We start from the raw sequence: 25890 nt of genomic DNA, 5'->3' as shown, positions 1-25890 counted from the left end.
ATTTACGGCTGGTCGTACCAGTCCTCAGGAGTCTTGATGGAAAATTCGCACTCGGGCAAACAAGAAAAAACCCAAGTCGCTGACCAGGTAGCCGAACGCATTGAGCGGTTGATCGTCGATGGTGTGATCAAGGTTGGCCAGGCGCTACCCTCTGAGCGACGTCTGATGGCCAAAATGGGCTGCTCACGCTCAGCGCTTCGCGAAGGACTCAGGATTCTTCGTGGTAGAGGGATTATCGACACCGAGCATGGCCGTGGCTCGTTCGTGGCGGATCTTTCCAATACCGAAGCCACCCAGCCGATGATGTATCTCTTTAGCTCTCAACGAAGAACCCTTTACGATCTGCTCGAGGTGAGAGCCTTGCTCGAAGGTGAATCTGCAAGGCTTGCTGCGCTCAGGGCCACGGATGTCGATCGGTTGCTGATTCGTAAGTGTTACGAAGAGATGCTCTCCGCGCATTCAGATCCTCAGCATCATGATGCGAAGGAACAAGCTAGGCTAGATCACGCTTTTCATAGATCCATCAGTGAAGCCTCTCACAACCCCGTCCTCGTTCACACACTGCAAGGCTTAAGCGAGCTAACCCTGAGTACGGTCTTCGCGTCCGTCAACAATCTCTACTGTCGTCCTGCGCAAAAGCGTCAGATTGATAGGCAGCATTCACGGCTTTATCACGCGGTGATGGAGCAGCTTCCCGAGCAGGCTCAGCGAGCTGCGCGCGACCACATTCATGGTGTTCGAGACAGTCTTCGAGATATCGAGGATGAAGAGCAAAGATTGGTACGAGCGACGATGCGATTTGAGGGATGGCACTGACAGATGGGCCGTAAGGCGACTGGAAGTGTCGGCGATGTAGTGAGGAGGGTTTGGAGAAGGGGAGATGGAAAGAAAATTAGGTCGCTAGGCTAGGCAGTAGCGCGGACTACTACCCAGCCTAGCTGTCCCTTAGCGCTTATCGCGAATCGAGAAATTCGCCATATGCTCCAAGCCTTTGATCAACGCGGAATGATCCCACTCACCGCCCCCCAGGGCGACACAGGTACTAAACACCTGCTGTGCGTTCGACGTATTTGGCAGGTTCAGCCCAAGTTCCTTAGCGCCCAGCAGAGCTAGATTCAGATCTTTCTGGTGCAGGTTGATGCGGAAGCCTGGGTCGAAGGTTCCCTTTATCATGCGCTCTGCGTGAACCTCAAGAATCTTCGAGGAAGCGAAGCCACCCATGAGCGCCTCGCGAACCTTGGCTGGGTCAGCTCCGTTCTTGGACGCGAACAGCAGCGCTTCGCTGACCGCCTGGATGTTCAGAGCAACGATGATCTGGTTGGCCACCTTGGCGGTTTGGCCGTCGCCATTGGCGCCCACGCGATTGATGTTTTTGCCCATCACTTCGAACAGAGGGTAAGCACGGTCGAATGCTGCCTGAGAACCGCCCACCATGATGCTGAGTGTGCCGGCTTTGGCTCCCACTTCACCACCAGACACCGGTGCATCGAGGTAGCTCGCACCTGTGGCATTAATCTTCTCTGCAAACACTTTGGTGGCGGTCGGCGAGATCGAGCTCATATCGATGACGATCTTGTTTGGGCCGATGCCTGCTGCAACGCCATTTTCCCCAAACAGAACGCTCTCTACTTGAGGGGTGTCTGGCACCATCACAATGATGACTTCAGTCTCCTGGGCAACCTCTTTGGGGTTAGCCAGGCTGATCGCACCTGCGTTGACAAGGTCATCTGGTGCTGAGCTGTGGTGGGTCGAAACGTAGACTTGGTGACCTGCTTTCTGCAGGTTCAAGGCCATGGGGCGACCCATGATGCCTGTGCCGATGAAGCCAACTTTAGCCATGATTCACTCCTTACGGATTGCGGCTTTGCCGCAATTAGGTGTGCGATCCCTTAGAGATCGCACTTGCACTAAGGTGCTTAGATCACATTGTGGGTTTTGAGCCAGCCCAGACCCGCTTCGGTCGTGGTCAATGGTTTGTACTCCGCCCCCACCCAACCTTGATAACCGATTCGATCCAGGTGCTCGAACAGGAAGCGATAGTTGATTTCGCCGGTGCCCGGTTCGTGTCGACCCGGGTTGTCTGCGAGCTGGATGTGATTGATCAGCTGGAGATTGGATTCCATGGTGCGGGCCAGGTCTCCCTCCATGATCTGCATGTGGTAGATGTCGTACTGCAGGAACAGGTTGTCGCTCCCAACCTTTGCCTGGATCTCCAAGGCCTGCTTGGTTGTATTGAGATAGAAACCCGGAATGTCACGGGTGTTGATCATCTCCATGACCAGGCGGATTCCGGCAGCTTTCAGCTTGTCTGCGGCGTACTTCAGATTGCTGACGAAGGTCTTTTCCAAAAGCTCCGCATCAACACCTGCAGGGGCAATTCCTGCCAGGCAATTGATCTGACGATTGCCCAGTACCTTTGCGTAAGCAATGGCCTTTTCTACGCCTGATTGGAACTCTTCGACACGATCTGGCAGGCAGGCAATGCCGCGCTCACCATTGGCCCAATTACCTGCTGGCAGGTTGAAGAGCACTTGAGAGAGGTTATGCTTTTCGAGCTGCTGCCAAATCTGTTCCGCAGTGAAGTCGTAGGGGAACAGATATTCAACACCGCTGAAGCCAGCACTGGCGGCGGCACCGAAGCGAGCAAGAAAATCATGCTCGGTGAACAACATTGAAAGATTGGCTGCTAAACGGGGCATTTTGATTCCCTCAAGATTCTCAGGATTTGCTCAGCGGGATAATCGAGGTAGGGGCGTCGCTAGCGAATACTGCCAGCTCCTCGAACTCGTTGATTGCATCGATCTCGGTGCCCATGGAAATGTTGGTCACACGCTCGAGAATCACTTCAACCACTACAGGTACGCGGTACTCGCGAGCCATTCGTTGTGCCTGACGCAGAGCAGGAGCGATTTCATGTGGCTCGGATACGCGGAGGGCCTTGCAGCCCAAGCCCTCGACAACGGCGACATGATCGACGCCATAGTTGCTGGCCTCGCTCGAGTTGATGTTCTCGAACGCCAGTTGCACGCAGTAGTCCATGTCGAAGCCGCGCTGGGCTTGGCGGATCAAGCCCAAGTAGGCGTTGTTCACCAAAACGTGGACGTACGGCAGGTTGAACTGTGCACCCACCGCCAGTTCTTCGATCATGAACTGGAAGTCGTAGTCACCCGACAGTGCGACCACATTCCGGCTTGGATCAGCTTTGACAACGCCCAGCGCGGCGGGAATCGTCCAGCCAAGAGGGCCGGCCTGGCCACAGTTGATCCAATGGCGTGGCTTGTACACGTGCAGGAATTGCGCGCCGGCAATCTGCGACAGGCCGATGGTGCTGATGTAGCAGGTGTCCTTTCCGAACACCTGGTTCATCTCTTCGTACACGCGCTGCGGCTTGACCGGCACGTTGTCGAAGTGTGTCTTGCGCTGCAGGGTGGCCTTGCGAAGCTGGCAGCTCTCCAACCAGGCTTGGCGGCATTTCAGCTTGCCAGCGGCTTTCCATTCCCGGGCCACCTCGAGGAACACGTCCAGCGCTTTACCAGCGTCGGAAACGATACCCAGATCCGGGGTAAATACACGGCCAATCTGAGTGGGCTCGATGTCCACGTGCACGAACTTGCGGCCTTTTGTGTAGACGTCGACAGAACCGGTGTGGCGGTTGGCCCAGCGATTGCCGATACCAAACACCAAATCAGATTCAAGCAGGGTAGCGTTGCCGTAGCGGTGCGAGGTCTGCAGACCGACCATGCCGACCATCTGCGCGTGGTCGTCGGGAATGGTGCCCCACCCCATCAGGGTCGGGATGACCGGTACGCCAGTCAGTTCGGCGAACTCGACCAGTTTGTCGCTGGCGTCGGCATTGATGATACCGCCACCGGCCACCAGCAGCGGGCGCTCGGCGTCATTGAGCAGGGCCAGGGCTTTCTCGGCCTGTACGCGGGTAGCGGACGGCTTGTGCACCGGCATCGACTCGTAGGCGTCGATGTCGAATTCGATCTCAGCCATCTGCACGTCGAACGGCAGGTCGATTAGCACCGGGCCTGGGCGTCCGGTGCGCATTTCATAGAAGGCCTTCTGGAACGCGTAGGGAACCTGGCCCGGCTCCAGCACGGTGGTGGCCCACTTGGTGACCGGCTTGACGATACTGGTGATGTCGACGGCCTGGAAGTCTTCCTTGTGCAGGCGGGCACGCGGCGCCTGGCCGGTGATGCACAGAATTGGGATGGAGTCGGCCGATGCACTGTACAGGCCGGTGACCATGTCGGTGCCGGCAGGGCCGGAGGTGCCGATGCACACGCCGATGTTGCCAGGGTTGGCGCGGGTGTAACCCTCAGCCATGTGCGAAGCGCCTTCGACGTGACGAGCGAGGACGTGATCGATGCCACCGACTTTCCTCAGGGCTGAATACAACGGGTTGATGGCAGCCCCTGGGATGCCGAATGCGGTATCTACACCTTCACGGCGCATGACCTGAACGGCTGCATCGATTGCTCTCATCTTAGGCATAGCATTTCCTCCGGAATAACAATATTTTTGTATTGGGCGTCAGTCTGGATCACTGAACATTGGGCTTGAAGCCCCATAAATTAGTTTCTGTCGATATAAAAGGTATCGAATGGCGCGGCTTACAGAGCTTCAAAGCTTCATTCAAATAGCCCAGAAAGGCAGCTTTGCCGCTGCTGCGGTTAGCGAAGGTGTCACGGCTGCAATGCTCGGTCGCCGTTTGGATTCGCTCGAGAAACGGTTGGGCGTAAAACTCATGCATCGTTCGACTCGAGGCCTCCATCTGACTGAGCTTGGAGAGCAGCTTTTGGAGAGGGCGAAATACCTGGTGCGCGAATTCGATGATATGGAAGCGAGCATCAGCAACAGTGCGAGGCACGTCGCTGGAAACCTGCTTGTATCTGCACCGGCTGCCTTTGGACGGGTGCACGTAGCTCCTCACGCACTTGGTTTTCATGAGAAATTTCCGAACCTCAAGCTGTCTTTCAATCTCACCGATAGCCTCGTGGACTTGGTGGGGGAGGGATACGATCTGAGCATCAGGATTGGCTGGGTAACCGACCCGAACTATGTTGCCGTGAAGCTTTTTTCTAACCGGCGAGTTGTGTGCGGTACGCCGGATTACTTCGCCAAACATGGCCGTCCGACGAGCTTGGAGGATCTGTCAAATCACAACTGCTTGGCTTTCACATCACAGGGTGGCCAACCGCGAGGGTGGACGTTCCAGCGAGACGGGAAGCAGATTGCAATGCGAGTCAGTGGCAACATGGCTTGTAATGACGGTGAGCTGCTTTTCTCCTGGATGAGGCAAGGGCTGGGTATCGGGTGGCGCTCAACATGGGAAATTCACAAAGAGCTGGAGACAGGAGAGCTCGTCACGGTGCTGGATGAGTTTGCTATGCCCGACTATGACATCCAGGCTGTCTACCCCCAGCAGAGATTTCTCCCGGCGAAGGTGAGGCATTTCATTGACTACCTGAAGGCTGTCTATCAACGCCCGGACTACTGGTTGTAGCCACTAAGCTCGGAAGGGTGGTGGGCTGGCCATGACCCAGACCACCACCCACCTTGTCACTTCAGCTGGAAGATCGCTTCGATCTCAACTGCCATTCCAGACGGCAGCGAAGATGCGCCAGTGGCGATTCGAGCATGCTGGCCTGCGGTACCCAGTACCTTGGCGATCAGATCCGAAGCAGCATCCAGAACCTGGGAGTGGGCAGTGAAATCTTCGGCGCTATTTACTACGCCGGCCAGCCTTACTGCGGTCACTACCTTGGATGGATCGTCGCCAGTCGCATGTGCGAGGTGACCCAATACGTTCAGTGCGCACAGTTGAGCAGCTTCACGGCCTTGCTCGATGGTCAGTTCGTGCCCAACACGGCCAGAGAATTTCAGCTCACCGTTGACTCGTGGAGCCTGCCCGGCGACGAACAGCAGATCACCAGCTTTGATGGCTGGAGCGTAGCTGCCACGAGGAGCGTTGGTAGCTGGCAGTTCCAGGTTCAACTCTTTCAGTGCTTCGGTAAAAGTGCGGTAACTCATTTAAGCTGTCTCCAGTCGCCTTGATGGCCTTGCCAGTTGATCGAATGGCCCAGCGCACGCATTACGCTCCCGCGCAGCGCCCTGACCATCCCTTCGTATTCACGCATCGCGATACCGTCATGAGCTGGCTCCGGGCCCATGAACATGCCGTCAACACCACCGTGAGCAACACACAGTTCAGTGCTGCGGGTTTCAATTTCGGGCTCATGGAACACCACTGGGTTCTCGAGCAACGCTGAGAGGGCGGCGACAATACCGGTGGCACCCCAGTTCGAGATGTTCGAAATCACGAGCCACTCAGCAGCAGTTACTGCGCCCACGCCTCCACGGCCAGGAGTTCCGCAGTCCACTGCTTTCGGGGAGAAGGTCGGCAGTTCTTTGGAAATGACGCCCATTCCGAGCTCATTACCGCCGTCACCGATACCCAAGGTCATGAGGCCTTGGTTTTTCGCCTTGTTGAAGAGGTAATCCAGATCACCGACCATACCGTCGAGTGGGCGACCACCCAGGCCGTGATAAAGACCATTGACGTTACAGCCTGGTCGTTCAATTGAAAGCAGCAGGGACGGCTGGGTGATTTCCAAAAGCTCATCGCTGGCTTTATGGCAGGCTGCCTTTTCTTTGGAGACAGGCTTGATGTAAACCGGACGCAGGTATTCAATCGCATCCGCTTTACCCGACTCTGGCAACAGGCGTGGGGCCAGGCCAGCACCCCGGCAGGTAGCCATCATCATCTCAACCCAGTCCTCGTCAATCACGATGACTGTCATGACGCCGAGCCCCAGGAAGATGGCGCGGGCCAGAAGGGCTGCACCGATGGGGCCGTCAGTTTCCGGAACACCGCCACCTTCTGGGAAGCCGGTCAGGATGGCAATCGGGCGATCAGGATGAGATTTAGCAGCTTCAACGAGGCGCTCGGCGGCGCCCATGCAGCAGAAACCTGGTTGGTTTTTCTGCAAGGCTGCATACAGGTTTGAAATCAGACCGACGCCGGTGAAGTCGATCTTCATGAAGTCGTCGATGGTTTGCGCGACTCGTCGAAATTGAGCGCTATCAGGCTTGAGCATGATCAGTCCCTTTTCAGTTCGAAGGTGTACGCTCACTGTGCAGTAATGATTTCTGCGTAGAGCGCGGGATCTACGTTGCCGCCGCTCAGCACGACCACGGTTGTACGGCCACGGGTTTCGACACGACCTTCAAGCACTGCGGCTAGGCCTACAGCTCCACCTGGTTCGAGAATCAGCTTGAGCTTGTCGTAAGCCACTCGCATGGCCTTGCGGACTTCGTCATCGGTGACTACCAGGCTGCCTGCCAGTAGCCGTTGGTTGATGTCGAAGGTGAGGTCGCCTGGAGTCACGACCTGCAGGGCGTCGCAGATCGATTTGGCGCCAGGGGCATTGCTTTCACGTTTCCCGCTTGCCAGCGACCGAGCGAGCTCATCGAATCCAGCAGGTTCAACGGCGAATACCTGGGTGCTTTCGCTTTTGGCGCGTATGGCGGTTGCAACGCCTGCGATCAAGCCGCCGCCACTGCATGCTGCGAGGACGCTGTCGGCCTTGATGCCCAGATGCTCAAGGTCTTCCATGATCTCCAGGCCAACGGTGCCCTGGCCGGCGATGATGAATGGATCGTTGTAGGGTGGAACCATGGTGGCGCCGGTGCGGTTCGCAATTTCAGCGCCGATGGCTTCACGGTCATCCTTCTGGCGATCGTATAGGATGACGGTCGCGCCATTGGCTCGTGCACCTTTGATCTTGGCTTGAGGTGCATCTGACGGCATGATGATCGTGGCGGGGATGTTCAGGATTCGGCCGACCGCCGATGTTGCAAGTGCGTGGTTGCCTGACGAGAACGCGACCACACCTGCGCGCTGTTGCTCTGCGGATAGTTGAAGCAAGCGGTTGCACGCTCCACGGAACTTGAAGGATGCAGTGCGTTGCAATACCTCCGGCTTAAACAGCAACCGCCCGCCTAACAGCTCATTGAGCTCGGGGTTTTCCAGCAGAGGCGTTCGCGCCGCGTAATCTTTAATTCGGGCTGCGGCCTCCTGAATGTCTTTCAGTGTGGGAGGAACCGGTCGTTCGCCTTTTTCAATACTGGACATATAAATACCTTTTTATTTGGTGGCAACAGCGCTCGCCTTGACGCTGGAAAAGAGTGTATGAACGTGATTCAAAGACTGTAAATTAAAAAAAATTGTGCATGGGCGTTAAGGGAAGCTGAACAGATGGCTGGAGGTGATTATGAATACCAAGCTTCTTGAGACATTTGTCGAGCTGGCACGTACACCACACCTGCGAAAGTTGGCCGAACGTCTTCATGCCACGCCATCTGCGCTATCGATGAGAGTGAAGAACCTGGAGGAGCAGTTAGGGGTAGCGCTTTTCAGCACTGATAAAAAAACGCTTTCACTTACTGAAGAGGGGAGGCGATTGCTGCCTTATGCGGAAGCCGCAATTTCATCCCTACAGGAATTCCTTAGTGCGGCATCTCAAGTGTCCGGGATGGGGGGAGTGGTACGAGTTGGGCTTATCGAAGCTGCCGTTTACACCCTATTGCCTGAGCTTGTGCGTCGCACCAAAACGGAACTGCCGAACGTTAACGTGACCTGGGTTGTAGGGCTTACTGCTGAGCTCCTTGAACAGCTCAACAAAGGTGAGCTTGATTTAGTGCTGTCGCTCGACAAGCAGCCCCAAAACCCTTACTCAGTGTCGGAAAAGCTACTTACACTGGCGACCAGCTGGGTAGGCAAGTCCGGCTTGGCGATCAGCATTGATGACGAGTCGTTCATTTTTGCTCACCAGATCCTAACTCCCATGAGCAATACTACGCCGTCAGATGATGCAGCCCGAACGGTGCAGAAGCTCGCTTTCAAGTACGGTATCAATCCGACGACTATTCAGCTGTCGAGCTCGCCATCGATATCCGCTCTTATCACATTGATTCGCAACGGTATTGGTATTGGGGTTCTGCCTGCCGTTTTGGTGAGGGAGCACCTTGCTCATGGTGAGTTGATGATACTTCCAGTGACAGCTCCACCGCCCATGATCATCCACCGGTGGCATCTAACTAATGCCGGCCCGGCCACCCTCAAGGTCGCCGAGCTGGTCTCAATAGTCGCATCGGAACGACAAAGTGATTATTTGAAAAGTGAGTTAGATGGCTCGACTAGAGGGGCTTAGGGTTCTGATAGGACGTTCAGCTCACGCTGATAAGCATCGTTTATCAGAGACAATAGGTAATGAAAATTTGACGTTATCGAAGGGCAGGGCGAGGATAACTCTCAGCGCGATGAGCACGCTCAACACGATGTTGGGATGTTGGATGGCACACTTGAATTGATCGAGTGGTTCGTCAGCATCTGTGTGCACTAAGCCGAGTATCCATCATAACAAAAAATTGTGGCGCTTTACTTGTGTAATGACTACTGCCGTTTACAAAAGTTGCGCTTACGAGTCGAGGAGAAAGGAAAAATGGCTATGAGTATAGAGGCTTCAGAGAGCGTCGCAGGCGCCACAGTCAGTCAGAAAAAGTTATCAGGTAATATGGGTGCTCTGAGTCTGGCTATGACGGTGCTGGCATTCTCTGCTCCACTGACAACAGTGGCGGGTTATATCCCTGTGTCGTTAATGTTTGGCGGTGTGGGTAGTCCGCTTCTCTTCGTGCTTGTATCTGTTGTAATGCTTTTGTTCGGTATAGGGTACGTCACGCTTAATAGTGTGGTTCGTAGGTCGGGAGATTTCTATTCATTCATTACTTACGGCCTGGGTAAGTCAGCTGGGCTTGGTGCGGGGTTGACCGCCGCAGTTTCATATTTCGTGCTTCTGGCCGGCGTTACTTCCTACTTTGGCGTTTCCTGCGCCGAGTTTCATCGAAGCTTAACCGGTAGCGCTTTGCCTTGGTATTTCTACACCCTGAGCTGCTGGGCGGTGGTGGGTATTCTTGGGTACCTGCATGTGGAACTCTCGGCCAAGGTGCTGCTTTGGGTTATGTTGGCTGAGATCGTAGTGTGCTTAGGCTTTGCCTTCGGAGTGTTGAGTATTGGTGGTGACACGGGTATGGCTGCGTCTGCTCCCTTCAGCACTGGTGAACTCTCCAAAGACGGCGTGAACATCCCTTTCTCGATGCTGTTCGCCGTTTCGTTCTTCATGGGTTTTGAAGCTACCGCGCTGTATCGAGATGAAGTCCGTGACCCGGACAAGACCATCCGTCGCGCCACTTATGGCTCCATCATCTTCATCGGTGCGATGTACACCATCTGTGCCTACGCATTGGTCACCGCTTACGGAAGCAATGTTCAGCAGGTGGCGACCGACTCGCCTGCCACTATGTTTTCACTGGCGTTTGGTAAGTACATCGATGTCCGTCTCCAGATGATCGTGACTGTGTTGGTGCTCACGTCGGCCTTTGCTTCTGCTCTTTCGACTCATAACGTGCTTTCGCGATACCTATTCAATCTGGGCAACGATGGTGCGCTGCCAAAGTTCCTGAGCAACATTCATGTGAAGCATTCGTCTCCTTTCGCAGCGTCTATGGCTGTGTCTGCGATGGTGCTTTGTGTGCTTCTGCCGTTCATCGTCATCGGCGCTAAGCCTGAACTTCTCTATGGTCAGCTCTCCGGTGTTGGAACCTCAGGGGTTATCATTCTTATGGCTGTGGTCAACATCTCGGCTCTGACCTGGTATCTCCGTAAGGGGCGCCATGAAGGTGTCAGCTTTGTCAAAGCCTTCATGGCTCCGGCGATTTCGGGCGTGTTCTTTATCGGTTTGGTAACATTAGTCGCCTACAATTTCAACCTGCTAGCCGGCGGTGAGCCTGGGGAGCGAACCTGGATGCTGCTTTGCTTGATCGGTGTGCTTGTTGCTGGCATGGGGTTGGCTCGATACTTCAAGATCAAGCGTCCTGAAGTCTATGAGCGACTCGGTCGGAACCCTGTAGTCTGACAAAAGAAACGGAGCCAAGGCTCCGTTTTTTTATACCCGCCAATATTCTGCTGCCACTTTTTGGGCTAACTGAGCGACCATCCTGTTGAGGGGCATGTCAGCGCGTTCGATGAAGCTTGCCGTAAAGGACATGACGGGCATTTCATGAGTTGAGGCAATGGTATGGAGCCTACCGCTGGCGAGCTCATCAAACACTGCGTGTTCAGGTATGGCAGCTATTCCTATGCCGTCCATGGTCATCCTGACGATCGACGAAAGCGATGAGTTCGAGAACAGTCGTACCTTGTGAAGGCCTTTACGATCAAACATGTCTTTTAGCTGCCAGTACGGCCTGGTATTTCGCGCGTAAGTGATAACTGGGTGAGTAGCGATCTCTTCAAGCGTCACGGGCTTGTTGCCGAGGTCGAGTTTGGGTGATTTGATCCAGCTCATGGGGTAGCTGCACAGAGGCAGGTTTTCAGCGTTGCCGATGTTCACAGGGCCCATAAGAAGAGCGACGTCCAATGTGCAGTCTGCCAGGCCAGTAATCATGTTCGCTGTGCTGTCCACCACGACATCTAGGGTGATCTCGGGGTATTCAAGGTTGAGCTGTTTTAGGAGGTCTGATAGCCATGTATGCACGATGGTATCGGAGGCTCCGAGGCTCACGCTGCCGCTTAGTCCTTTTCGACCTGCTACTGCTTCGACCATTTCGCTTTCGAGCGCAATCATGCGCTCTGCGTATGAGAGTAGTTCACGTCCCTGAGCAGTCAGAAAACAACCGCGTTTGTCTCTTTCGAACAAGCGGCCATTGAGTTGTCTCTCAAGCTGCGCAATGCGCGCCGACACTGCCGGCTGCGAGGTGTGAAGCTTATCCGCTGCTTTGTGAAATCCACCTAGCTGCGCAACCGCGTAGAAGGTCTGAAGGCTTCGTAGATCGATCATGCCGCATCTCTCTTGCTTGTTGGAGGCGTTAAAACGTCCGTGCTAGACAGGTTTCCAGATTGCTCCCTCTAATACGTTACAGCAGAATTCGAGGGAAAGGAGAGCTTCTCTAGGCGTTTTTTGCAACCGATCTGAGCCACGACCGATAAGAAGACGTTATCTGTGACAATCCGCAATTGCAATTGGACGTTATCAGTCAACCGAGAGACGATTGATATCACCAGGCAGGTGACCCGGAGCTCGCTCGAATCAGGCTATGCGTGATGGGTTCAGGAGCTTTTCAAGGATATTTTCGGAAAGTTTCCACACCAAAAGAAATAATAAGCAACCAGTTTTCAAATGAGGAGAAGTGGAATGTTCTCGCTGCATTTGCCCCACGAGCGACTGCTCGAAGCATACAGAACGATGCAAACCATTCGTGTTTTTGAAGAACGCATTATGGTCGAGATGGGCACCGGGGACATCCCCGGTAATACGCATCTCTATGCGGGTCAAGAGGCTAGCGCTGTAGGCGTTTGCATGCATCTTTCGGATGAGGACTACATCTCCTCCACCCACCGCGGTCATGGCCATTGCATTGCCAAGGGTTGTGAAATTGACGCAATGATGGCTGAGATTTTTGGCCGAGTGACTGGCACCTGCGGCGGTAAGGGTGGGTCTCAGCACATTGCAGACCTTCGCAAAGGTATGTTGGGCGCTAACGGGATTGTTGCTGGAGGTGCACCAATTACGTGCGGAGCGGCGCTCAGTGCAAAGCTACTGAAGACCGATCGCGTCGCCATCGCTTTCGCAGGTGATGGTGCCATGAACGAAGGTGCCATGGCAGAGAGCCTTAACCTGGCAAAGATCTGGATGCTTCCTATCATTTTCGTTATTGAAGACAACGGATTTGGTGAGGCTACAGCCAATGAGTTTGTATCGGCTGGTAGCTTCGTGCGTCGTGCAGAAGGCTACGATATTCCATCGGTTGAAGTAGATGGAACGGACGTCTTCAAGGTTTATACCGCTGCCGGCGAAGCCATTCAGCGCGCTCGCGCTGGGGGCGGCCCCTCGCTACTGCATGTTCATGTTCCTCGATACTATGGTCATTACAGCGGTGATCCAGATACCTATCGCACGCCTGAAGAAAAGAAAAGCATGCGCCAGGAACAGGATTGCTTGATCAAGTTCCGTAATAAGGTCACTGCTGAGTCGCTTGTTGAGACCGGTGCGCTTGATGTAGTTGATGCCGAAGTGAATGCTGCTGTCGATGAGGCGGTGAAGTTCGCTCGTGCATCGGAGTTCCCGCCACTATCTGCACTCACCACTGACGTTTACGTTAAGTATCTGTAAGGAGCACTTCAATGGCTAAAATTTCTTTCCGTCAGGCATTGAATGATGCTCTCCATCTCGAGATGGCTCGTGATCCACGAGTGATCATGATGGGCGAAGACCTCACCGGTGGTGCTGGTGGTAATGGCGTAAAAGATGCTTGGGGTGGCCCTTTTGGTGTCACTCGTGGCTTGCTTGGTGAGTTTGGCCCTGAACGCGTTCGCGATACGCCGATCAGTGAAACTGCATTCATTGGTGCTGCAGCGGGTGCGGCACTCACTGGCATGCGTCCAATTGCAGAACTCATGTTTGTTGACTTTTCTGGCGTGTGTCTCGATCAGATCGTGAACCAGATCGCCAAATTCCGGTACATGTTCGGTGGTCGTGCCAAAACCCCTGTGGTGATTCGCGCAACCTATGGTGCAGGTACTCGCTCTGCAGCGCAGCACACCCAAGCGTTCTATCCGGTTTTCACTCACTTCCCAGGTTTGAAGGTCGTAGTTCCGTCCAACCCCTATGATGCCAAGGGGCTGTTGCTTGAAGCCATTAGAGATGATGATCCAGTCATCTTCCTTGAAAACAAGATGTTGTATGACACCATGGGTGAAGTACCTGATGGTTCTTATACAGTCCCATTTGGCGAAGCCAAGGTCGTTCGCGATGGCAAGGATGTAATGATTGTTGCTATCGGACGGATGGTAAAGGTCGCGGAAGACGCCGCACGCAAGCTGCAAGCGGATGGCATTTCTGCTTGTGTAATCGATCCACGTACAACGTCACCTCTTGATGAGGACACGCTGATCGAGTTCACCGAAGAAATTGGTCGAGTTGTTATCGTTGATGAGGCTAACCCTCGATGCGGTATAGCAGCAGATATTTCTGCGATGTTGGTTGACAAGTGCTTCGACTCCCTTCGTGCGCCCATCAAAATGGTCACTGCGCCACATACGCCAGTTCCTTATGCGCCAAACCTGGAAGACGCCTATGTTCCAAACGCTGATGCGGTTGTTAAGGCGGTCAAGTCGATCATCGAGAGGTAAGAGCAATGTCGATTGATGCTGTAACTATCCCCAAATGGGGGATGACGATGACTGAAGGTGTTGTCGCAGATTGGCTGGTCGCTGAGGGGGACGAGGTTTCCCGTGGTCAGGAAATCATTGAAGTAGAGTCGACCAAAACCACCAACTCGGTAGAGTCTGCTGCGAGCGGTATCCTTCGTCGTATTGTCGTTCAAGTTGGTGACACTGCACCGGTTGGCGCCTTAGTTGGTGTCATTGCTGATGCTTCGGTGAGCGATGCTGACATCGATGCATTTATCGCTTCCTTCGCTAGCGCCGATGATTCAGCGGCTGAAGAAGACCTGAACGCGCCAAGCGTCAAGGCAGTTGATATTGGCGATGGTCGTGTAGTGAATGTGCTTACAATGGGCCTCGAGACCGATGAAAGCGTAGTGCTTGTTCATGGCTTTGGCGGTGACCTTTCCACTTGGTTGTTCAACCAGGATACGCTCGCGCAAGGTCATCGTGTGGTTGCGGTCGATCTGCCAGGGCACGGTGCATCCACGCCTATTCAAGGCAATAACGTCTTTGACGATCTGGTTGGTGCAGTTGAGCGCGTACTGGAGTCTGTTGCTCCAGGTCGGATGCATATCGTCGCCCACTCATTCGGTGGTGCGGTCGCCGCAGCGCTGGCGGCTCGTCAGTCAGGTCGAGTGGCATCGCTGTCCCTAATTGCTCCTGTTGGCCTTAGCAAGCAGATTAACAAGTCGTTCCTTGATGACTTCATTTCGGCTGAGCGCCGTAGACCTCTCAAGGAAGTCTTGGAGCGCCTGCTGGCAGACCCTTCCAAAATCAGCAACGACATGATCGAAGGGACGCTGCGTTTCAAGCGCCTGGAAGGTGTGCCAGAAGCACTGTCCGCGATTCGCGACACCATCGTGGATGAGAGCGGTCAGCAGCGTCATTGGATCGCTGGCACGGTCGCCGATTTCAAAGGCCCCGTTGCTCTGATTTGGGGTGAGAATGATCAGATCGTTCCGCTGCCGAGCGAATCGCAAGTTCCTTCTCAAGTAAAATTGAATGTGATTCGTGGTGTTGGCCACATGCCTCAGATGGAAGCGGCCTCGGAAGTTAATTCGCTTGTGCTGGAAAATATTTCCCGGGCGAAGTAATTCCTTGCGCCATCATCTTTAGGGTGGTGGCGTTTACTAAATAAATTATTAAACGAGGTTGATATGACCGATCGTTTGGCGGGTAAGCTCGTCCTGCTTTCAGGTGGCGTTGCTAATATTGGGCTCGCCATCTTGGAGTCTTTCGTTCAGGAAGGCGCAAAAGTAGCCATCGTGGATATTGACTCGGAACGCGGCGCTCAAGTTGAACAGCGGTTTCCCAAAACAGTTAAGTTTTTCCGTGCTGACCTAAGTAGCGAAACCGACATTCGTGCGGTTGTAGCCAAGGCTGCGGATTGGCTGGGGGGAATAAATACATTGTGCCTCAATGCTGGTATTCAACTTTCTGGCAATGTTTCCCATTTTTCCACTGAGGCGTGGGATAAAGTTTTTGATATCAATGTCCGAGCAAACTTTATCTTCGTGCAAGAATCTCTGCCGCACCTGCAGAAAGCGAAGAAGTCTTCTGTTGTCATGATGTCCTCTCTGGCTGGCAAGCGTGGCGCGCCAGGTTTGACTTGCTATTCGTCGTCTAAGGCTGCGGTCATCGGTATGGCTACGACTATGGCGATCGAGCTTGCTAAAGATGGGGTGCGTGTCAATGCGGTTTGTCCAGGTTGGGTAGATACTCCGTTCAATGGCCCGGTGATCGACTATATCGGCGGAAAAGAAAAGCAGGAGCAGCTTGTTAAGTCTCTTATCCCTCTCGGTCGACAAGCAACCGCAGATGAAGTGGCGCCGCTGTTCGTATTCCTGGCCTCTGATGAGTCGTCTTACGTAACCGCGCAAGCAATTAATGTTTGTGGTGGCGTCTACAGCTAAGTCGACAGGAGAAGTTAGGATGTTTATCAAACACGAACTTGCAATGGCAGCACTTGAAGCCGGCATTAAGCGAGCAAAAGAGCTTGACCAGCGCTCGTGCCTATCGATTGTTGATGCTGGCGGCCATCTCGTTGGCTTCATCCGAGTCGAGGACGCTGCATTCGGCACGATTGAGGTCGCAACTAACAAAGCATACACCGCTGCGGCATTGCGCAAGTCGACTGACACATGGATGGCGATCACGCAGCCTGGTCAAGAGCTGTATGGTCTTGAGCGCTCATGCGCACGTCCATTTGTGGTGTTCGGTGGTGGCCTGCCGGTCACTATCAATGGCGAGGTGGTCGGCGGCGTCGGTGTCTCAGGCGGGCCGGAAGATGCTGACGTTCAAATCGCAAAAGCGATGGTCGACGTACTGCAAGCTCAGTAAGCGAATTGATTCGTTCACGTAGGTGCCAGAATGGAACAAATAAAAGAAATGCAGGCGAAGTCTGCTGCTGAAGTAAGGCAGATGATCCGGGCTGGCAACCTGCGGGTGCCAACGAGCGGTTTCGCTGATGGCTACATGCAAGCCAACTTGATGATCCTGCCCAAGCGATTCGCGGACGACTTCAAAGTTTTCTGCGATCTGAACCCCAAGAGCTGCCCCTTGGTTGCAATGGGAAAACCGGGAGACCCAAGCTTGCCATTGGCCGGTGATATCGATATCCGTACTGATGTTGCGCGATACCGTGTTTACCGTAATGGCGTTCATACAGAAACCGTCGACTCACTGACGGAGCTGTGGCGGGACGACTTCGTGACGTTCGCCTTGGGGTGCTCGTTCTCCTTCGAGAATGCCATCCTAAACGCGGGTATTGAGATTCGGCACATCACTGCGAATCGAAATGTTCCTATGTACATCACGAACCTTCCGACTGAAGAGTACGGGCCCTTCAAGGGATCGATGGTGGTTTCGATGCGCGCTTTCCGGCCGAAGGACACTATCAAGGCGATCGTCCTGTCTGAGCGTTTCCCCCTTGCCCATGGTGCACCGGTGCATATCGGTGATCCTGCGCTAATCGGGATCAAGGACATTGACCATCCCGATTTTGGTGATCCTCCCGTTTATCGCGAAGGGGATATCCTGGGCTTCTGGGCGTGTGGGGTGACCCCACAAATGGCGATTAAGCAAGCGGGTGTAGATATCGCCATCACGCATGAGCCTGGGCGGTTGCAGGAGCTGAGTGCAACACAGTTACTGGATTGAGGCGGGAGCCTCGTGATGCTTGGCCATCAGCTCGGTCATGACCTCGATGGGGCACTTGAAACCGAAGCGCTTACGCGGTCGGATGTTCAACTCGTAGGCAATCGCATCCAACTGCTCTTGGCTGCACACCGACAGATCCGTGCCCTTGGGCAGGTACTGGCGGATCAGTCCGTTGATGTTCTCATTGCTGCCGCGCTGCCAGGGGCTGTGCGGGTCGCAGAAGTAAATTGCCACCCCGGTCTTCTGGGTGATTTCCGCGTGACGCGCCATCTCCCGCCCTTGGTCGTAGGTCATGCTCTTGCGGGCCGCCAGCGGCATATGGTTCAGCGCCGAACTGAAGCCTTCCACGGCCGAGGTCGCCGTCGCGTCTTGCATCTTCACCAGCATCAGGTAGCCGCTGGTGCGTTCGACTAGCGTACCCACGGCCGATGCGTTGGCTTTGCCCTTGATCAAGTCGCCCTCCCAATGTCCCGGCATCACGCGATCCTCGATCTCCGGCGGACGCACATGGATGCTGACCATGTCCGGGATCTGGCCACGGCGATCTACGCCGCCAGAACGCGGACGGCGGGAGGTTTTGCCTTGCCGCAGGCAGATGATCAGCTCCTTGCGCAGTTCGCCGACCGGCAGGGCATAGATCGCGTTGTAGATCGTCTCGCGGCAGACGTAGGCGTCTTCGAAGCTTGGGGATTTCATGGTTCGCAGCTTGCCGGCAATCTGCTCGGGAGAAAAGCGCTGTCGCAGCAGGTGGGCGACCAGCTCGAACAATTCGTTGCCGGGCACCAGCTTTTGCCGGGGCCGGCAGGGCAATCGACGATCGCGCATGGCTTGTTGGGCATGCTGGGTGGTGTACTCACCCCGGGCATCACGATTGCGACGGATCTCGCGACTGATCGTTGAGGGGCTGCGGTTGAGCATTCGGGCAATGGCGCGCTGGCTCATGCCACGCAGCAGACTGACCTGGATATCGGAGCGTTCTTCAACGCTGAGTTCGTGATAAGACATGGCAACACCCTACCGGAAAGGTCAGGTGTTGCACTCAGTTTTTGCCGCCGCCCTGGTTATATGCTTCTGACTGATATCGCTGCAGATTCACCAGATCTTTCTGTCGCTTAGTATCAATTTTCGGGGTGTTTGAGATGTCGGAGCATTTTGCAAAAGTTCTTTGGGTTGCGGCTGATCATAAAGAAAAGCCAGGTACCTACAGTCGAGATCTGGAAGTGGTATTCAGTGATCAGGTAAAAGTTGCAGCTTCCGCGGCCTCTGATTACCTGGGCTCTGCAGAAAAGGCTGATCCTGAGCAATTGCTGGTCAGTGCTCTGGCAAGCTGCCATATGCTGTATTTCTTGGCCATTTGTGAGGGTCAAGGGTATGTTGTTTCTCGCTACAGCGACAATGCGAAAGGTATAGTTGCTAAGCGGGAAGAGGGTGGGTTCTGGGTGTCTGAAATTATTTTGTCTCCTCGAGTCGAGTTCAGCTCGGAAAAGCAGCCTGATCATAAAACCTTGGAGCGCCTGCATCATCGAGCTCACAAGGGATGCTTCATCGCAAACTCTATCAAAACTGCTGTTAAGGTCGAGATCGTTTAATAATAACTCTAGGAGTTAAGAAGATGGGCAAGCTCTATGTTGTTGCTGTGACTCAATCTCAGCCAGGTAAAGGAGCCGAGCTTAAGGAAGCACTGCTCGAGCTGGTTGCGTACGCTAAAACTGAGCCTGGCTTTGTAAAATATGATCTTCATGTTGCACAGGACAGCGCTGATGAGTTCCTGTTCTATGAGATCTGGGATGATGAAAAATCTCTAGAGCTGCACGGGCATACCGCTAATATGAAAGCCTTTGGTGAGAAGTATGGTCATTTGATCAAGACGACTTCTCTTCGAAAGTATGATTTGGCGTAATTGCTTCAATTGGTCAATGTGATCTTCAGTGAGTGCGCAGGGTAATGGTTAGAATCGACCTGAACAGTGATCTTGGTGAAAGCTTCGGCCCATGGGCTATGGGTGACGATGCATCGATGTTGAACATCGTCACCAGTGCGAATATCGCGTGCGGTTTTCATGCGGGTGATCCCGCTGGGATTCTGTCGGTGCTCAAAGAAGCCGTGGCTCGCGGGGTCACCATTGGAGCTCACGTTGGCTACCGTGATTTAGTTGGTTTTGGTCGGCGTGTCATGGAACCCTCTAGCTCTGAATTGATAGGTGATGTGATCTATCAAATCGGTGCATTGGAGGGCTTGGCCAAAGCCGCTGGTACCAGCATCAGTTACGTCAAACCTCATGGCGCGCTTTACAACACGATTGCCAAAGATCGTCGCCAGGGGGCGGATGTAATTGCGGCTATCAAGGCAGTGAACCCAGCGCTCATGTTGCTTGTGCTGGCAGGCGCGCCGATTGTTGAGCAGGCTCGCGAAGCTGGGTTGCGCGTCGTTTGCGAGGCGTTCGCTGATCGTGCCTACAACAGTGACGGCTCGTTGGTTAACCGGCGCCTGCCTGGGGCGGTGCTTCATGATCCAGACGTGATTACTCAGCGAATGCTGCGTTTAGTGCGCGAGGGTATCGTTGAAGCAGTAGATGGCCGCACGGTGCATTTGCAGGCTGATTCCATCTGCGTTCACGGTGATAACCCCGCTGCAGTACTTACGGCTAAAGCACTCCGAGAGGCGTTCGAGGCAAATAATGTGCTGCTGCGTAGTTTTGCAGCCGTGAGTGAGGATTGACCGCATGTCCAAGACGCTGCAGTTTCTTCCCGCAGGATCGAATCGTTTCATAGTAGAACTGGATGACTTGGAATCGACGATCGCTCTTGGTGATGCGCTTCAAGCGGCACATATCGAAGGCGTGCTTGAAGTAGTCCCAGGCGCTGTCACGCTTCATGTTTCGTTCGATCCATTCGTGACGACTGCGCAAGAGCTCTATGCCCATATTTTGGCCTTAAGACCTCAAGCAGGTGAGGGCCGCTCTGGGGATCTGGTTGAGATACCCATGATCTACGACGGTGAGGATCTAGCATTTGCCGCTGGGTACTTGGGATGGTCTGTAGATGAGCTGATTCGCCGACACCGCGCTGCAACTTTCACCGTTGCATTCACAGGTTTTGCACCTGGGTTTGCCTACATGACATGCGACGATCCTGACTTGGAAGTCCCTCGTCGAGATAGCCCTCGCGTACGTATCCCAGCAGGTTCGGTTTCGCTGGCTGGGCGTTTCTGTGGCGTCTATCCATCTGACACTCCAGGCGGGTGGCAACTGCTCGGCACAACCTCGATTCCTATGTGGGATGTGAACCGTGAACCGGCAGCGTTGCTGAAGCCAGGTGATCGGGTTCGCTTCGTCGAAGCCGTTGATAGCATAAAAACCATCCAGCCTGTTGATACGAAGCCTGCTTCGAATCCATACCAAGGCGGTAAAGGGTTCAGGGTTGTTAGATCAGATAGACCGTTGTTGTTCCAGGATTTTGGCCGGGCAGGTAATGCTCACCAGGGTGTTTCACAATCGGGTGCGGCTGATCGTCAGGCGCTGCGTCATGCCAACTACTTGCTTGGGAATGCTGACGCAGCTGTTGCCCTTGAAGTTACCTATGGTGGTGCGGTTTTCGAGGCCGAGATGCCTTTGACTGTAGCTGTAACTGGCGCTGCATCACCACTCACTATTACCACTGCGGATGGCCGTACAAGCGTACCTTCGGCGATCGCTCCAATTGCTTTGGATGCAGGAGACATCTTGACACTCGGCGTGCCTGCGCACGGCGTACGAAGCTATGTAGCGCTTCGGGGTGGATTCGCTGCACCAAGAGTCCTCGGATCGGCTTCGACCGACACTCTTGCCAAAGTAGGGCCGGATCCAATCAGTGCAGGCATGGTTCTGCTGCCCTCCAATGACACGCGTGGCTCGGTTTGTGCGCACGGAGCGGAGCAACCCAGGCTGCCGGGAAGCGGCGATGTCGTCGTGCTCGATGTTGTAATGGGCCCGCGTACTGACTGGTTTACACCTGAGGCAATTCGTACGTTCACAGAGCAGGCCTGGACAGTTACTCCTGAGTCTAACCGCGTGGGCGTTCGACTCAATGGTGCCAGTGCGCTGTCCCGTGAATGTGCTGACGAGCTCCCGTCCGAAGGTACATCGCGCGGGTCGATTCAAATTCCCCGCAACGGTCAGCCGGTGCTATTCCTCGCTGATCATCCGCTCACAGGCGGCTACCCAGTAATTGCCGTAGTAGCCGAGCATCACCTCTCATTGGCGGCGCAGATCCCGATTGGTGCACGCATCCGCTTTAACGCAATCGCTGGCTTTGATCCGCAAGTAAAGGAAATCGATCGATGAAGAAGTTACTCATCGCCAACCGAGGCGAAATCGCAATTCGAATTATTCGAGCAGCGAAGGATTATGGTGTGACTTCCGTTGCCATCTATTCGGACGCCGATGTTTCATCCCTTCACGTTGAACTTGCAGACGAAGCCTATGGTCTTGGCCCTGGCCGTCCAGCGGATACCTATCTCAACATCCAAAAGATCGTTGATATAGCCACGCGTGCCGGCGCTGATGCAGTTCACCCAGGCTATGGCTTTTTGTCTGAGCGTGCAGAGTTTGCACAGGCGGTGCTGGATGCCGGCCTGGCTTGGGTAGGGCCGTCTCCTGAGGTCATCCGAGCACTGGGTGACAAGGTTGAAGCGCGATACATTGCCCAAGCAGTTGGCGCTCCATTGGTGAAGGGCACTCCTGGCCCGCTGGCAGATGCTCGAGAAGCGGTCGCATTTGCCAAAGAGGTGGGATTACCACTCGCTATCAAAGCGGCTTTCGGTGGCGGCGGTCGTGGTATGAAGGTCGCCCATAAGCTAGAAGAAGTGGGGCAGTTGTTTGAATCGGCGGTACGTGAAGCGACGGAGGCCTTCGGACGCGGCGAGTGTTATGCCGAGCAGTTCCTTGAGCAACCTCGCCATATCGAAGCACAGGTTATTGCCGATACTCATGGCAACACCGTGGTGCTGGGTACTCGTGACTGCTCTCTGCAACGTCGTAATCAGAAATTGGTAGAGGAGGCGCCGGCACCTTTCATCACTGAGGAGCAGCGCGCCGCCATTCACAAAGCTGCCCGCGATATCTGCAGCCGTGCCGGTTATGTTGGGGCCGGAACAGTGGAGTTTCTGCTGTCCCGTAACGGAACGATCTCGTTCCTGGAAGTTAACACCCGACTGCAAGTTGAGCACCCTGTTACTGAAGTCACCACCGGCGTCGATATCGTGGTTGAGCAGCTGCGTATTGCTGACGGGCTGCCGTTGTCAGTCTTGGAGACTCCGGTTGCTCGTGGGCACGCTTTTGAGTTTCGTATCAATGCTGAGGATCCAGGGCGGGGCTTCTTGCCCACGCCAGGACATATTGAGAAATTCCGTGCTCCATCTGGCCCAGGTGTTCGCCTTGACACTGGCGTAGAGAGTGGGTCGACCATTCCTGGCCTGTATGACTCCATGATGGCTAAACTCATCGTGTTTGGTGAAACGCGTGAAGAAGCAGTTAAGCGCGCCCGACGAGCTCTCGGAGAGTTCCAAATCGAAGGTGTGGCTTCTGTGCTTCCCTTCCATCGTGCTGTGATGGACGAGCCAAAATTTAATGGTCACGAACCATTCGGCGTCTACACGAATTGGATTGAAACAGAGTTTCATGGGCTGCCTCCTGCAGAACGTGTGAATTACTCTGAGAATCAACTCGTTCGATGCCTTATCGAGATTGACGGAAAAATTCATCGTCTCGGTGTCCCGTCTGCACTGTTTTCAACTAGTGATATTCGTAACGATGCTCCGGTCGTAGTGAAGTCGGATGACCTTCGTTCGGTAAGCTCGCCGATCCCAGGAACCTTACAGCAATGGCTTGTTGAAGATGGGGCTGTTGTTGGCAAAGGTGAAGTTATTGCTCTTGTCGAAGCGATGAAGATGGAAACTCAGGTAACTGCCAGGGTGGATGGAACGCTCAAGGTTTTGGTTGGTGTTGGATCTGTTGTAGCGCTGGGTGAAGAGATTGCGAAAATCGATTCGAATTAGGAGTCGTCTGTCGGGTAGATGGACGCAGGACAGTTTTATTGGTGAGAAAGAAATTTCCAGCATCTAGTGATTGAGAGCTGGGGTTGGTTTAACAGAGGCAGGGTGAGACAAAAAGGTCAGCCCTAAAGGAGTAAGGATCGTGAAAAAGTACAATGTCGCACTGATCGGCACTGGCTTCATGGGCAAAGCCCATTCTATCGCCACTGCAGTTGTTCCAATCCTGTTCGGTGCCCCAGTCGAAATCGAGCGTAAAGTAATTGTCGATATCGATGAAGAACTAGCGCAAAACGCGGCGAAGCAGTACGGTTTCACCGAATACGCTACCGACTGGCGTGATGTTGTTAACCGTCCAGATATCGACATCATCGATATCTGTACCCCAAACGATACTCACGCCGAAATCGCCATTGCTGCGGCCCTGGCAGGCAAGCATGTGATGTGCGAAAAACCGATGTCGATGACTGTTGAAGAAGCTCAGCGCATGCAGGAAGCAGCGCGGAAAACCGGTGTTGTTACCATGGTTTCTTACAACTATCGTCACACCCCAGCCGTGCAGATGGCCAAGCGTCTGATCGAGGAAGGCCGTATCGGCGAGATCCTGAACTTCCGTGGCTACTACCTGCAAGATTGGGGCGCTGATCCTGAGCTGCCGCTGTCCTGGCGTTTCAATAAGGCCAAGGCTGGCTCGGGCACCCTGGGTGATATCGGTACCCACGTAATCGATGCTGCTCGACTTCTGGTGGGCGAGTTCGCCTCGGTGAACTCGATCGTCAAAACCTTCATCCCAGAACGCCCACTGCCGGCCGGTCGTTTCTTCGGCCCAGCAGGTCAAGCGTCTAGCGAACGTGGCAAGGTGGATGTGGATGACGCCGCTCTGACCATGATCAAGTTTGCAAATGGTGTGTACGGCACCATCGAGGTAACTCGAAATGCGTGGGGCCACCATAACCAACTCGGTTTTGAAATCTTTGGCACCAAAGGCTCTATCGCTTTCGATTACCAGCGTCTTAATGAGCTGCGTGTTGCTTTCGCAGATGATCCGAAGGATGCTTTCGGTTTCCGTACCATTTACTCGGGCCCTCATCAGCCATTCGGTGACAAGCTCTGGCCTGTTGCCGGCATGGGCCAAGGCTATATCGATATCAAATCGATCGAGTGGTACAACTTCCTGAAGGCGATCGCCGAGAAGGGTCAGGCTTCGCCTAACTTTGACGATGGTCTGCAGATCGAGCGTATCGCCGATGCCATCTTGACTTCTGGTGTAAGCGGCGAGTGGGAAGAAATCGAGCAACCTGCTTGATTATGTAAGTAAGTCCAAAATGGGCGTGACCTTCGTCACGCCCATTTTTGCCACTGCTAAATTTACCTCTGCTGGAGACTCTAAAATGAGTGTCGCGGTTGGACTGATTGGTGCAGGAGTGATGGGTAAGGAGCATGGAAGGATTCTTTCCACGCATACACCTAATGCGCATTTGGCAGGGGTCTGTGACTATGAACCAGAAAAGGCGCGTGCTATAGCTGGCAACGCTAGCGTGTACTCGGATCCTTTCGATTTGATTAACTCGAACGAGATTGATGCAGTTTTGATTGCATCTCCAGATTCAACTCACGCTGAACTCGTCTTAGCATGCATCGAAGCCGGCAAGCCTGTTTTGTGTGAAAAGCCATTAGCTATGACGGCTGATCAGGCGAACCAAATCGTTGAAGCTGAATGCTTGAAAGGCCGCGCCCATGTTCAGGTTGGTTACATGCGCAGGTTTGATCCAGGGTACGAGGAGTTAAAAAGGCTCTTCGAAGCAAACGCTATTGGCAAACCTGAAATTCTGCATAACTTCCATCGTAATCCGGTCGCCCCGGACTGGATGACTGGTGACATGCTCATCACGAACGCTTTTGTTCATGAAATTGATGTGATGCGCTGGCTATTGGGCACTGAACTTGAAGCTGTACGGATCACCGTTGCTGAAAAAGGCGACCCGATGATGATCGTTGCGCGCCTAGCAAATGGCGCGATGTCGTCAACCGAGTTGTATATGAATTGCAAGTTCGGCTATCAAGTGCACGCTGAGTTGGTGGGGGACGAGGGTACTGTATCGCTACCCGAGTTTTCAGCTCCGATTGTAAACAAGTCGTACCATCGAGGCGCTCACGTTCCTCGAAATTGGGTGCCGCGTTTCGCCGCTGCTTATCAAGGCCAAACTCGTAGCTGGGTTAACAGTGTGGCAACAGGCGTTCCGAGTCATGGTGCTACTGCGTGGGATGGATATATCACTACGTTGATTGCTGAGCAGTTAGCAGCACGCGTATCCACAGATAGTACTATTGAACTAGCAATACCTCCCCGCCCTTTGCTGTACCGATAAATATGACTACCTAGGTTGCGTCAATACTAAACGGTTCGGCCG

Annotated in this window: 25 protein-coding genes; 17 read left to right on the top strand and 8 right to left on the bottom strand. The window is 54.1% G+C overall.

The window, feature by feature from the left end; genetic code table 11:
• Positions 1-36 precede the first annotated feature (36 nt).
• Positions 37-816, top strand: a complete 780-nt coding sequence (gene glcC / locus PspTeo4_RS11425) for a transcriptional regulator GlcC (protein WP_322363858.1) — start codon at positions 37-39, stop codon at positions 814-816.
• Between the two features lie 129 nt (positions 817-945).
• Here the strand turns inward: glcC and PspTeo4_RS11420 are convergent, their stop codons facing one another.
• The 3 genes from PspTeo4_RS11420 to gcl form a co-directional block, all read right to left on the bottom strand.
• Positions 946-1839 (bottom strand): 2-hydroxy-3-oxopropionate reductase, encoded by an 894-nt coding sequence (locus tag PspTeo4_RS11420; protein WP_322363857.1) that lies wholly within the window; start codon positions 1837-1839, stop codon positions 946-948.
• A 77-nt stretch (positions 1840-1916) separates the two neighbouring features.
• Positions 1917-2699 (bottom strand): hydroxypyruvate isomerase, encoded by a 783-nt coding sequence (gene hyi, locus PspTeo4_RS11415; RefSeq protein WP_322363856.1) that lies wholly within the window; start codon positions 2697-2699, stop codon positions 1917-1919.
• A 19-nt stretch (positions 2700-2718) separates the two neighbouring features.
• Entirely contained in the window at positions 2719-4500 is a 1782-nt protein-coding gene (gcl, locus tag PspTeo4_RS11410; protein ID WP_322363855.1) for a glyoxylate carboligase, read from the bottom strand.
• Positions 4501-4609: 109 nt separating this feature from the next.
• On the opposite strand from gcl, the gene PspTeo4_RS11405 reads away from it, so the two are divergent.
• Positions 4610-5512: a LysR family transcriptional regulator gene (locus PspTeo4_RS11405; protein ID WP_322363853.1), complete on the top strand. Its 903-nt coding sequence runs from the start codon at positions 4610-4612 to the stop codon at positions 5510-5512.
• Positions 5513-5568: 56 nt separating this feature from the next.
• On the opposite strand, the gene PspTeo4_RS11400 is transcribed toward PspTeo4_RS11405, so the two are convergent.
• From PspTeo4_RS11400 to PspTeo4_RS11390, 3 genes are read right to left on the bottom strand one after another with little or no spacing between them, the layout of a single operon-like run.
• Positions 5569-6039 (bottom strand): RidA family protein, encoded by a 471-nt coding sequence (locus tag PspTeo4_RS11400; RefSeq protein ID WP_322363852.1) that lies wholly within the window; start codon positions 6037-6039, stop codon positions 5569-5571.
• Positions 6036-7106: a glutamate cyclase domain-containing protein gene (locus PspTeo4_RS11395; RefSeq protein ID WP_322363851.1), complete on the bottom strand. Its 1071-nt coding sequence runs from the start codon at positions 7104-7106 to the stop codon at positions 6036-6038. Before PspTeo4_RS11395 ends, PspTeo4_RS11400 begins: the two co-directional genes overlap by 4 nt.
• A 32-nt stretch (positions 7107-7138) precedes the next feature.
• Positions 7139-8143, bottom strand: a complete 1005-nt coding sequence (locus PspTeo4_RS11390) for a threonine/serine dehydratase (RefSeq protein ID WP_322363850.1) — start codon at positions 8141-8143, stop codon at positions 7139-7141.
• A 139-nt stretch (positions 8144-8282) separates the two neighbouring features.
• On the opposite strand from PspTeo4_RS11390, the gene PspTeo4_RS11385 reads away from it, so the two are divergent.
• On the top strand, positions 8283-9221 hold the full coding sequence (locus PspTeo4_RS11385) for a LysR family transcriptional regulator (RefSeq protein ID WP_322363849.1): 939 nt from the start codon (positions 8283-8285) through the stop codon (positions 9219-9221).
• A gap of 297 nt (positions 9222-9518) precedes the next feature.
• Positions 9519-10982 (top strand): APC family permease, encoded by a 1464-nt coding sequence (locus PspTeo4_RS11380; RefSeq protein ID WP_322363848.1) that lies wholly within the window; start codon positions 9519-9521, stop codon positions 10980-10982.
• Between the two features lie 30 nt (positions 10983-11012).
• Here PspTeo4_RS11380 and PspTeo4_RS11375 read toward each other — a convergent pair whose 3' ends face one another.
• Positions 11013-11906 carry a LysR family transcriptional regulator gene (locus PspTeo4_RS11375; protein ID WP_322363847.1) on the bottom strand — a complete coding sequence of 298 codons (894 nt, stop codon included), beginning with the start codon at positions 11904-11906 and terminating at the stop codon, positions 11013-11015.
• A 354-nt stretch (positions 11907-12260) separates the two neighbouring features.
• Here PspTeo4_RS11375 and PspTeo4_RS11370 point away from each other — a divergent pair, with 354 nt between their 5' ends.
• The 6 genes from PspTeo4_RS11370 to PspTeo4_RS11345 all read left to right on the top strand — a co-directional run bounded on the left by PspTeo4_RS11370 (position 12261) and on the right by PspTeo4_RS11345 (position 17452).
• Entirely contained in the window at positions 12261-13238 is a 978-nt protein-coding gene (locus PspTeo4_RS11370; protein ID WP_322363846.1) for a thiamine pyrophosphate-dependent dehydrogenase E1 component subunit alpha, read from the top strand.
• An 11-nt stretch (positions 13239-13249) separates the two neighbouring features.
• Complete coding sequence (locus tag PspTeo4_RS11365) at positions 13250-14257, top strand: alpha-ketoacid dehydrogenase subunit beta (protein ID WP_322363845.1); 1008 nt, start codon at positions 13250-13252, stop codon at positions 14255-14257.
• Positions 14258-14262: 5 nt separating this feature from the next.
• Positions 14263-15387, top strand: a complete 1125-nt coding sequence (locus PspTeo4_RS11360; protein ID WP_322363844.1) for an acetoin dehydrogenase dihydrolipoyllysine-residue acetyltransferase subunit — start codon at positions 14263-14265, stop codon at positions 15385-15387.
• A 63-nt stretch (positions 15388-15450) separates the two neighbouring features.
• The gene (locus PspTeo4_RS11355) at positions 15451-16206 is read left to right on the top strand and encodes an SDR family NAD(P)-dependent oxidoreductase (RefSeq protein ID WP_322363843.1); all 756 of its coding nucleotides are present in this window, start codon (positions 15451-15453) and stop codon (positions 16204-16206) included.
• Between the two features lie 19 nt (positions 16207-16225).
• On the top strand, positions 16226-16633 hold the full coding sequence (locus tag PspTeo4_RS11350) for a GlcG/HbpS family heme-binding protein (protein WP_322363842.1): 408 nt from the start codon (positions 16226-16228) through the stop codon (positions 16631-16633).
• A gap of 30 nt (positions 16634-16663) precedes the next feature.
• Entirely contained in the window at positions 16664-17452 is a 789-nt protein-coding gene (locus tag PspTeo4_RS11345; protein ID WP_322363841.1) for a putative hydro-lyase, read from the top strand.
• Here the strand turns inward: PspTeo4_RS11345 and PspTeo4_RS11340 are convergent.
• Entirely contained in the window at positions 17441-18457 is a 1017-nt protein-coding gene (locus tag PspTeo4_RS11340; RefSeq protein ID WP_008435491.1) for an IS30 family transposase, read from the bottom strand. The two genes, PspTeo4_RS11345 and PspTeo4_RS11340, sit on opposite strands and share 12 nt — an antisense overlap.
• A gap of 134 nt (positions 18458-18591) precedes the next feature.
• On the opposite strand from PspTeo4_RS11340, the gene PspTeo4_RS11335 reads away from it, so the two are divergent.
• The 7 genes from PspTeo4_RS11335 to PspTeo4_RS11305 all read left to right on the top strand — a co-directional run bounded on the left by PspTeo4_RS11335 (position 18592) and on the right by PspTeo4_RS11305 (position 25848).
• Complete coding sequence (locus tag PspTeo4_RS11335) at positions 18592-19041, top strand: OsmC family protein (RefSeq protein WP_322363840.1); 450 nt, start codon at positions 18592-18594, stop codon at positions 19039-19041.
• Between the two features lie 23 nt (positions 19042-19064).
• Entirely contained in the window at positions 19065-19352 is a 288-nt protein-coding gene (locus PspTeo4_RS11330; RefSeq protein WP_322363839.1) for an antibiotic biosynthesis monooxygenase family protein, read from the top strand.
• A 44-nt stretch (positions 19353-19396) separates the two neighbouring features.
• A complete protein-coding gene (locus PspTeo4_RS11325) occupies positions 19397-20170 on the top strand; it encodes a 5-oxoprolinase subunit PxpA (protein ID WP_322363838.1) in 774 nt (257 codons plus the stop codon).
• Between the two features lie 4 nt (positions 20171-20174).
• Positions 20175-21773 carry a 5-oxoprolinase/urea amidolyase family protein gene (locus PspTeo4_RS11320; protein WP_416196919.1) on the top strand — a complete coding sequence of 533 codons (1599 nt, stop codon included), beginning with the start codon at positions 20175-20177 and terminating at the stop codon, positions 21771-21773.
• Entirely contained in the window at positions 21770-23485 is a 1716-nt protein-coding gene (locus PspTeo4_RS11315; RefSeq protein WP_322363837.1) for an acetyl/propionyl/methylcrotonyl-CoA carboxylase subunit alpha, read from the top strand. Before PspTeo4_RS11320 ends, PspTeo4_RS11315 begins: the two co-directional genes overlap by 4 nt.
• A gap of 139 nt (positions 23486-23624) precedes the next feature.
• Positions 23625-24785: a Gfo/Idh/MocA family oxidoreductase gene (locus PspTeo4_RS11310; protein WP_322363836.1), complete on the top strand. Its 1161-nt coding sequence runs from the start codon at positions 23625-23627 to the stop codon at positions 24783-24785.
• Between the two features lie 19 nt (positions 24786-24804).
• Positions 24805-25848: a Gfo/Idh/MocA family oxidoreductase gene (locus tag PspTeo4_RS11305; RefSeq protein ID WP_322363835.1), complete on the top strand. Its 1044-nt coding sequence runs from the start codon at positions 24805-24807 to the stop codon at positions 25846-25848.
• Positions 25849-25890 lie beyond the last annotated feature (42 nt).

This window comes from Pseudomonas sp. Teo4, from assembly GCF_034387475.1.
Classification (GTDB): Bacteria; Pseudomonadota; Gammaproteobacteria; order Pseudomonadales; family Pseudomonadaceae; genus Aquipseudomonas.
This window is presented reverse-complemented; position numbering and strand designations above follow the sequence as displayed.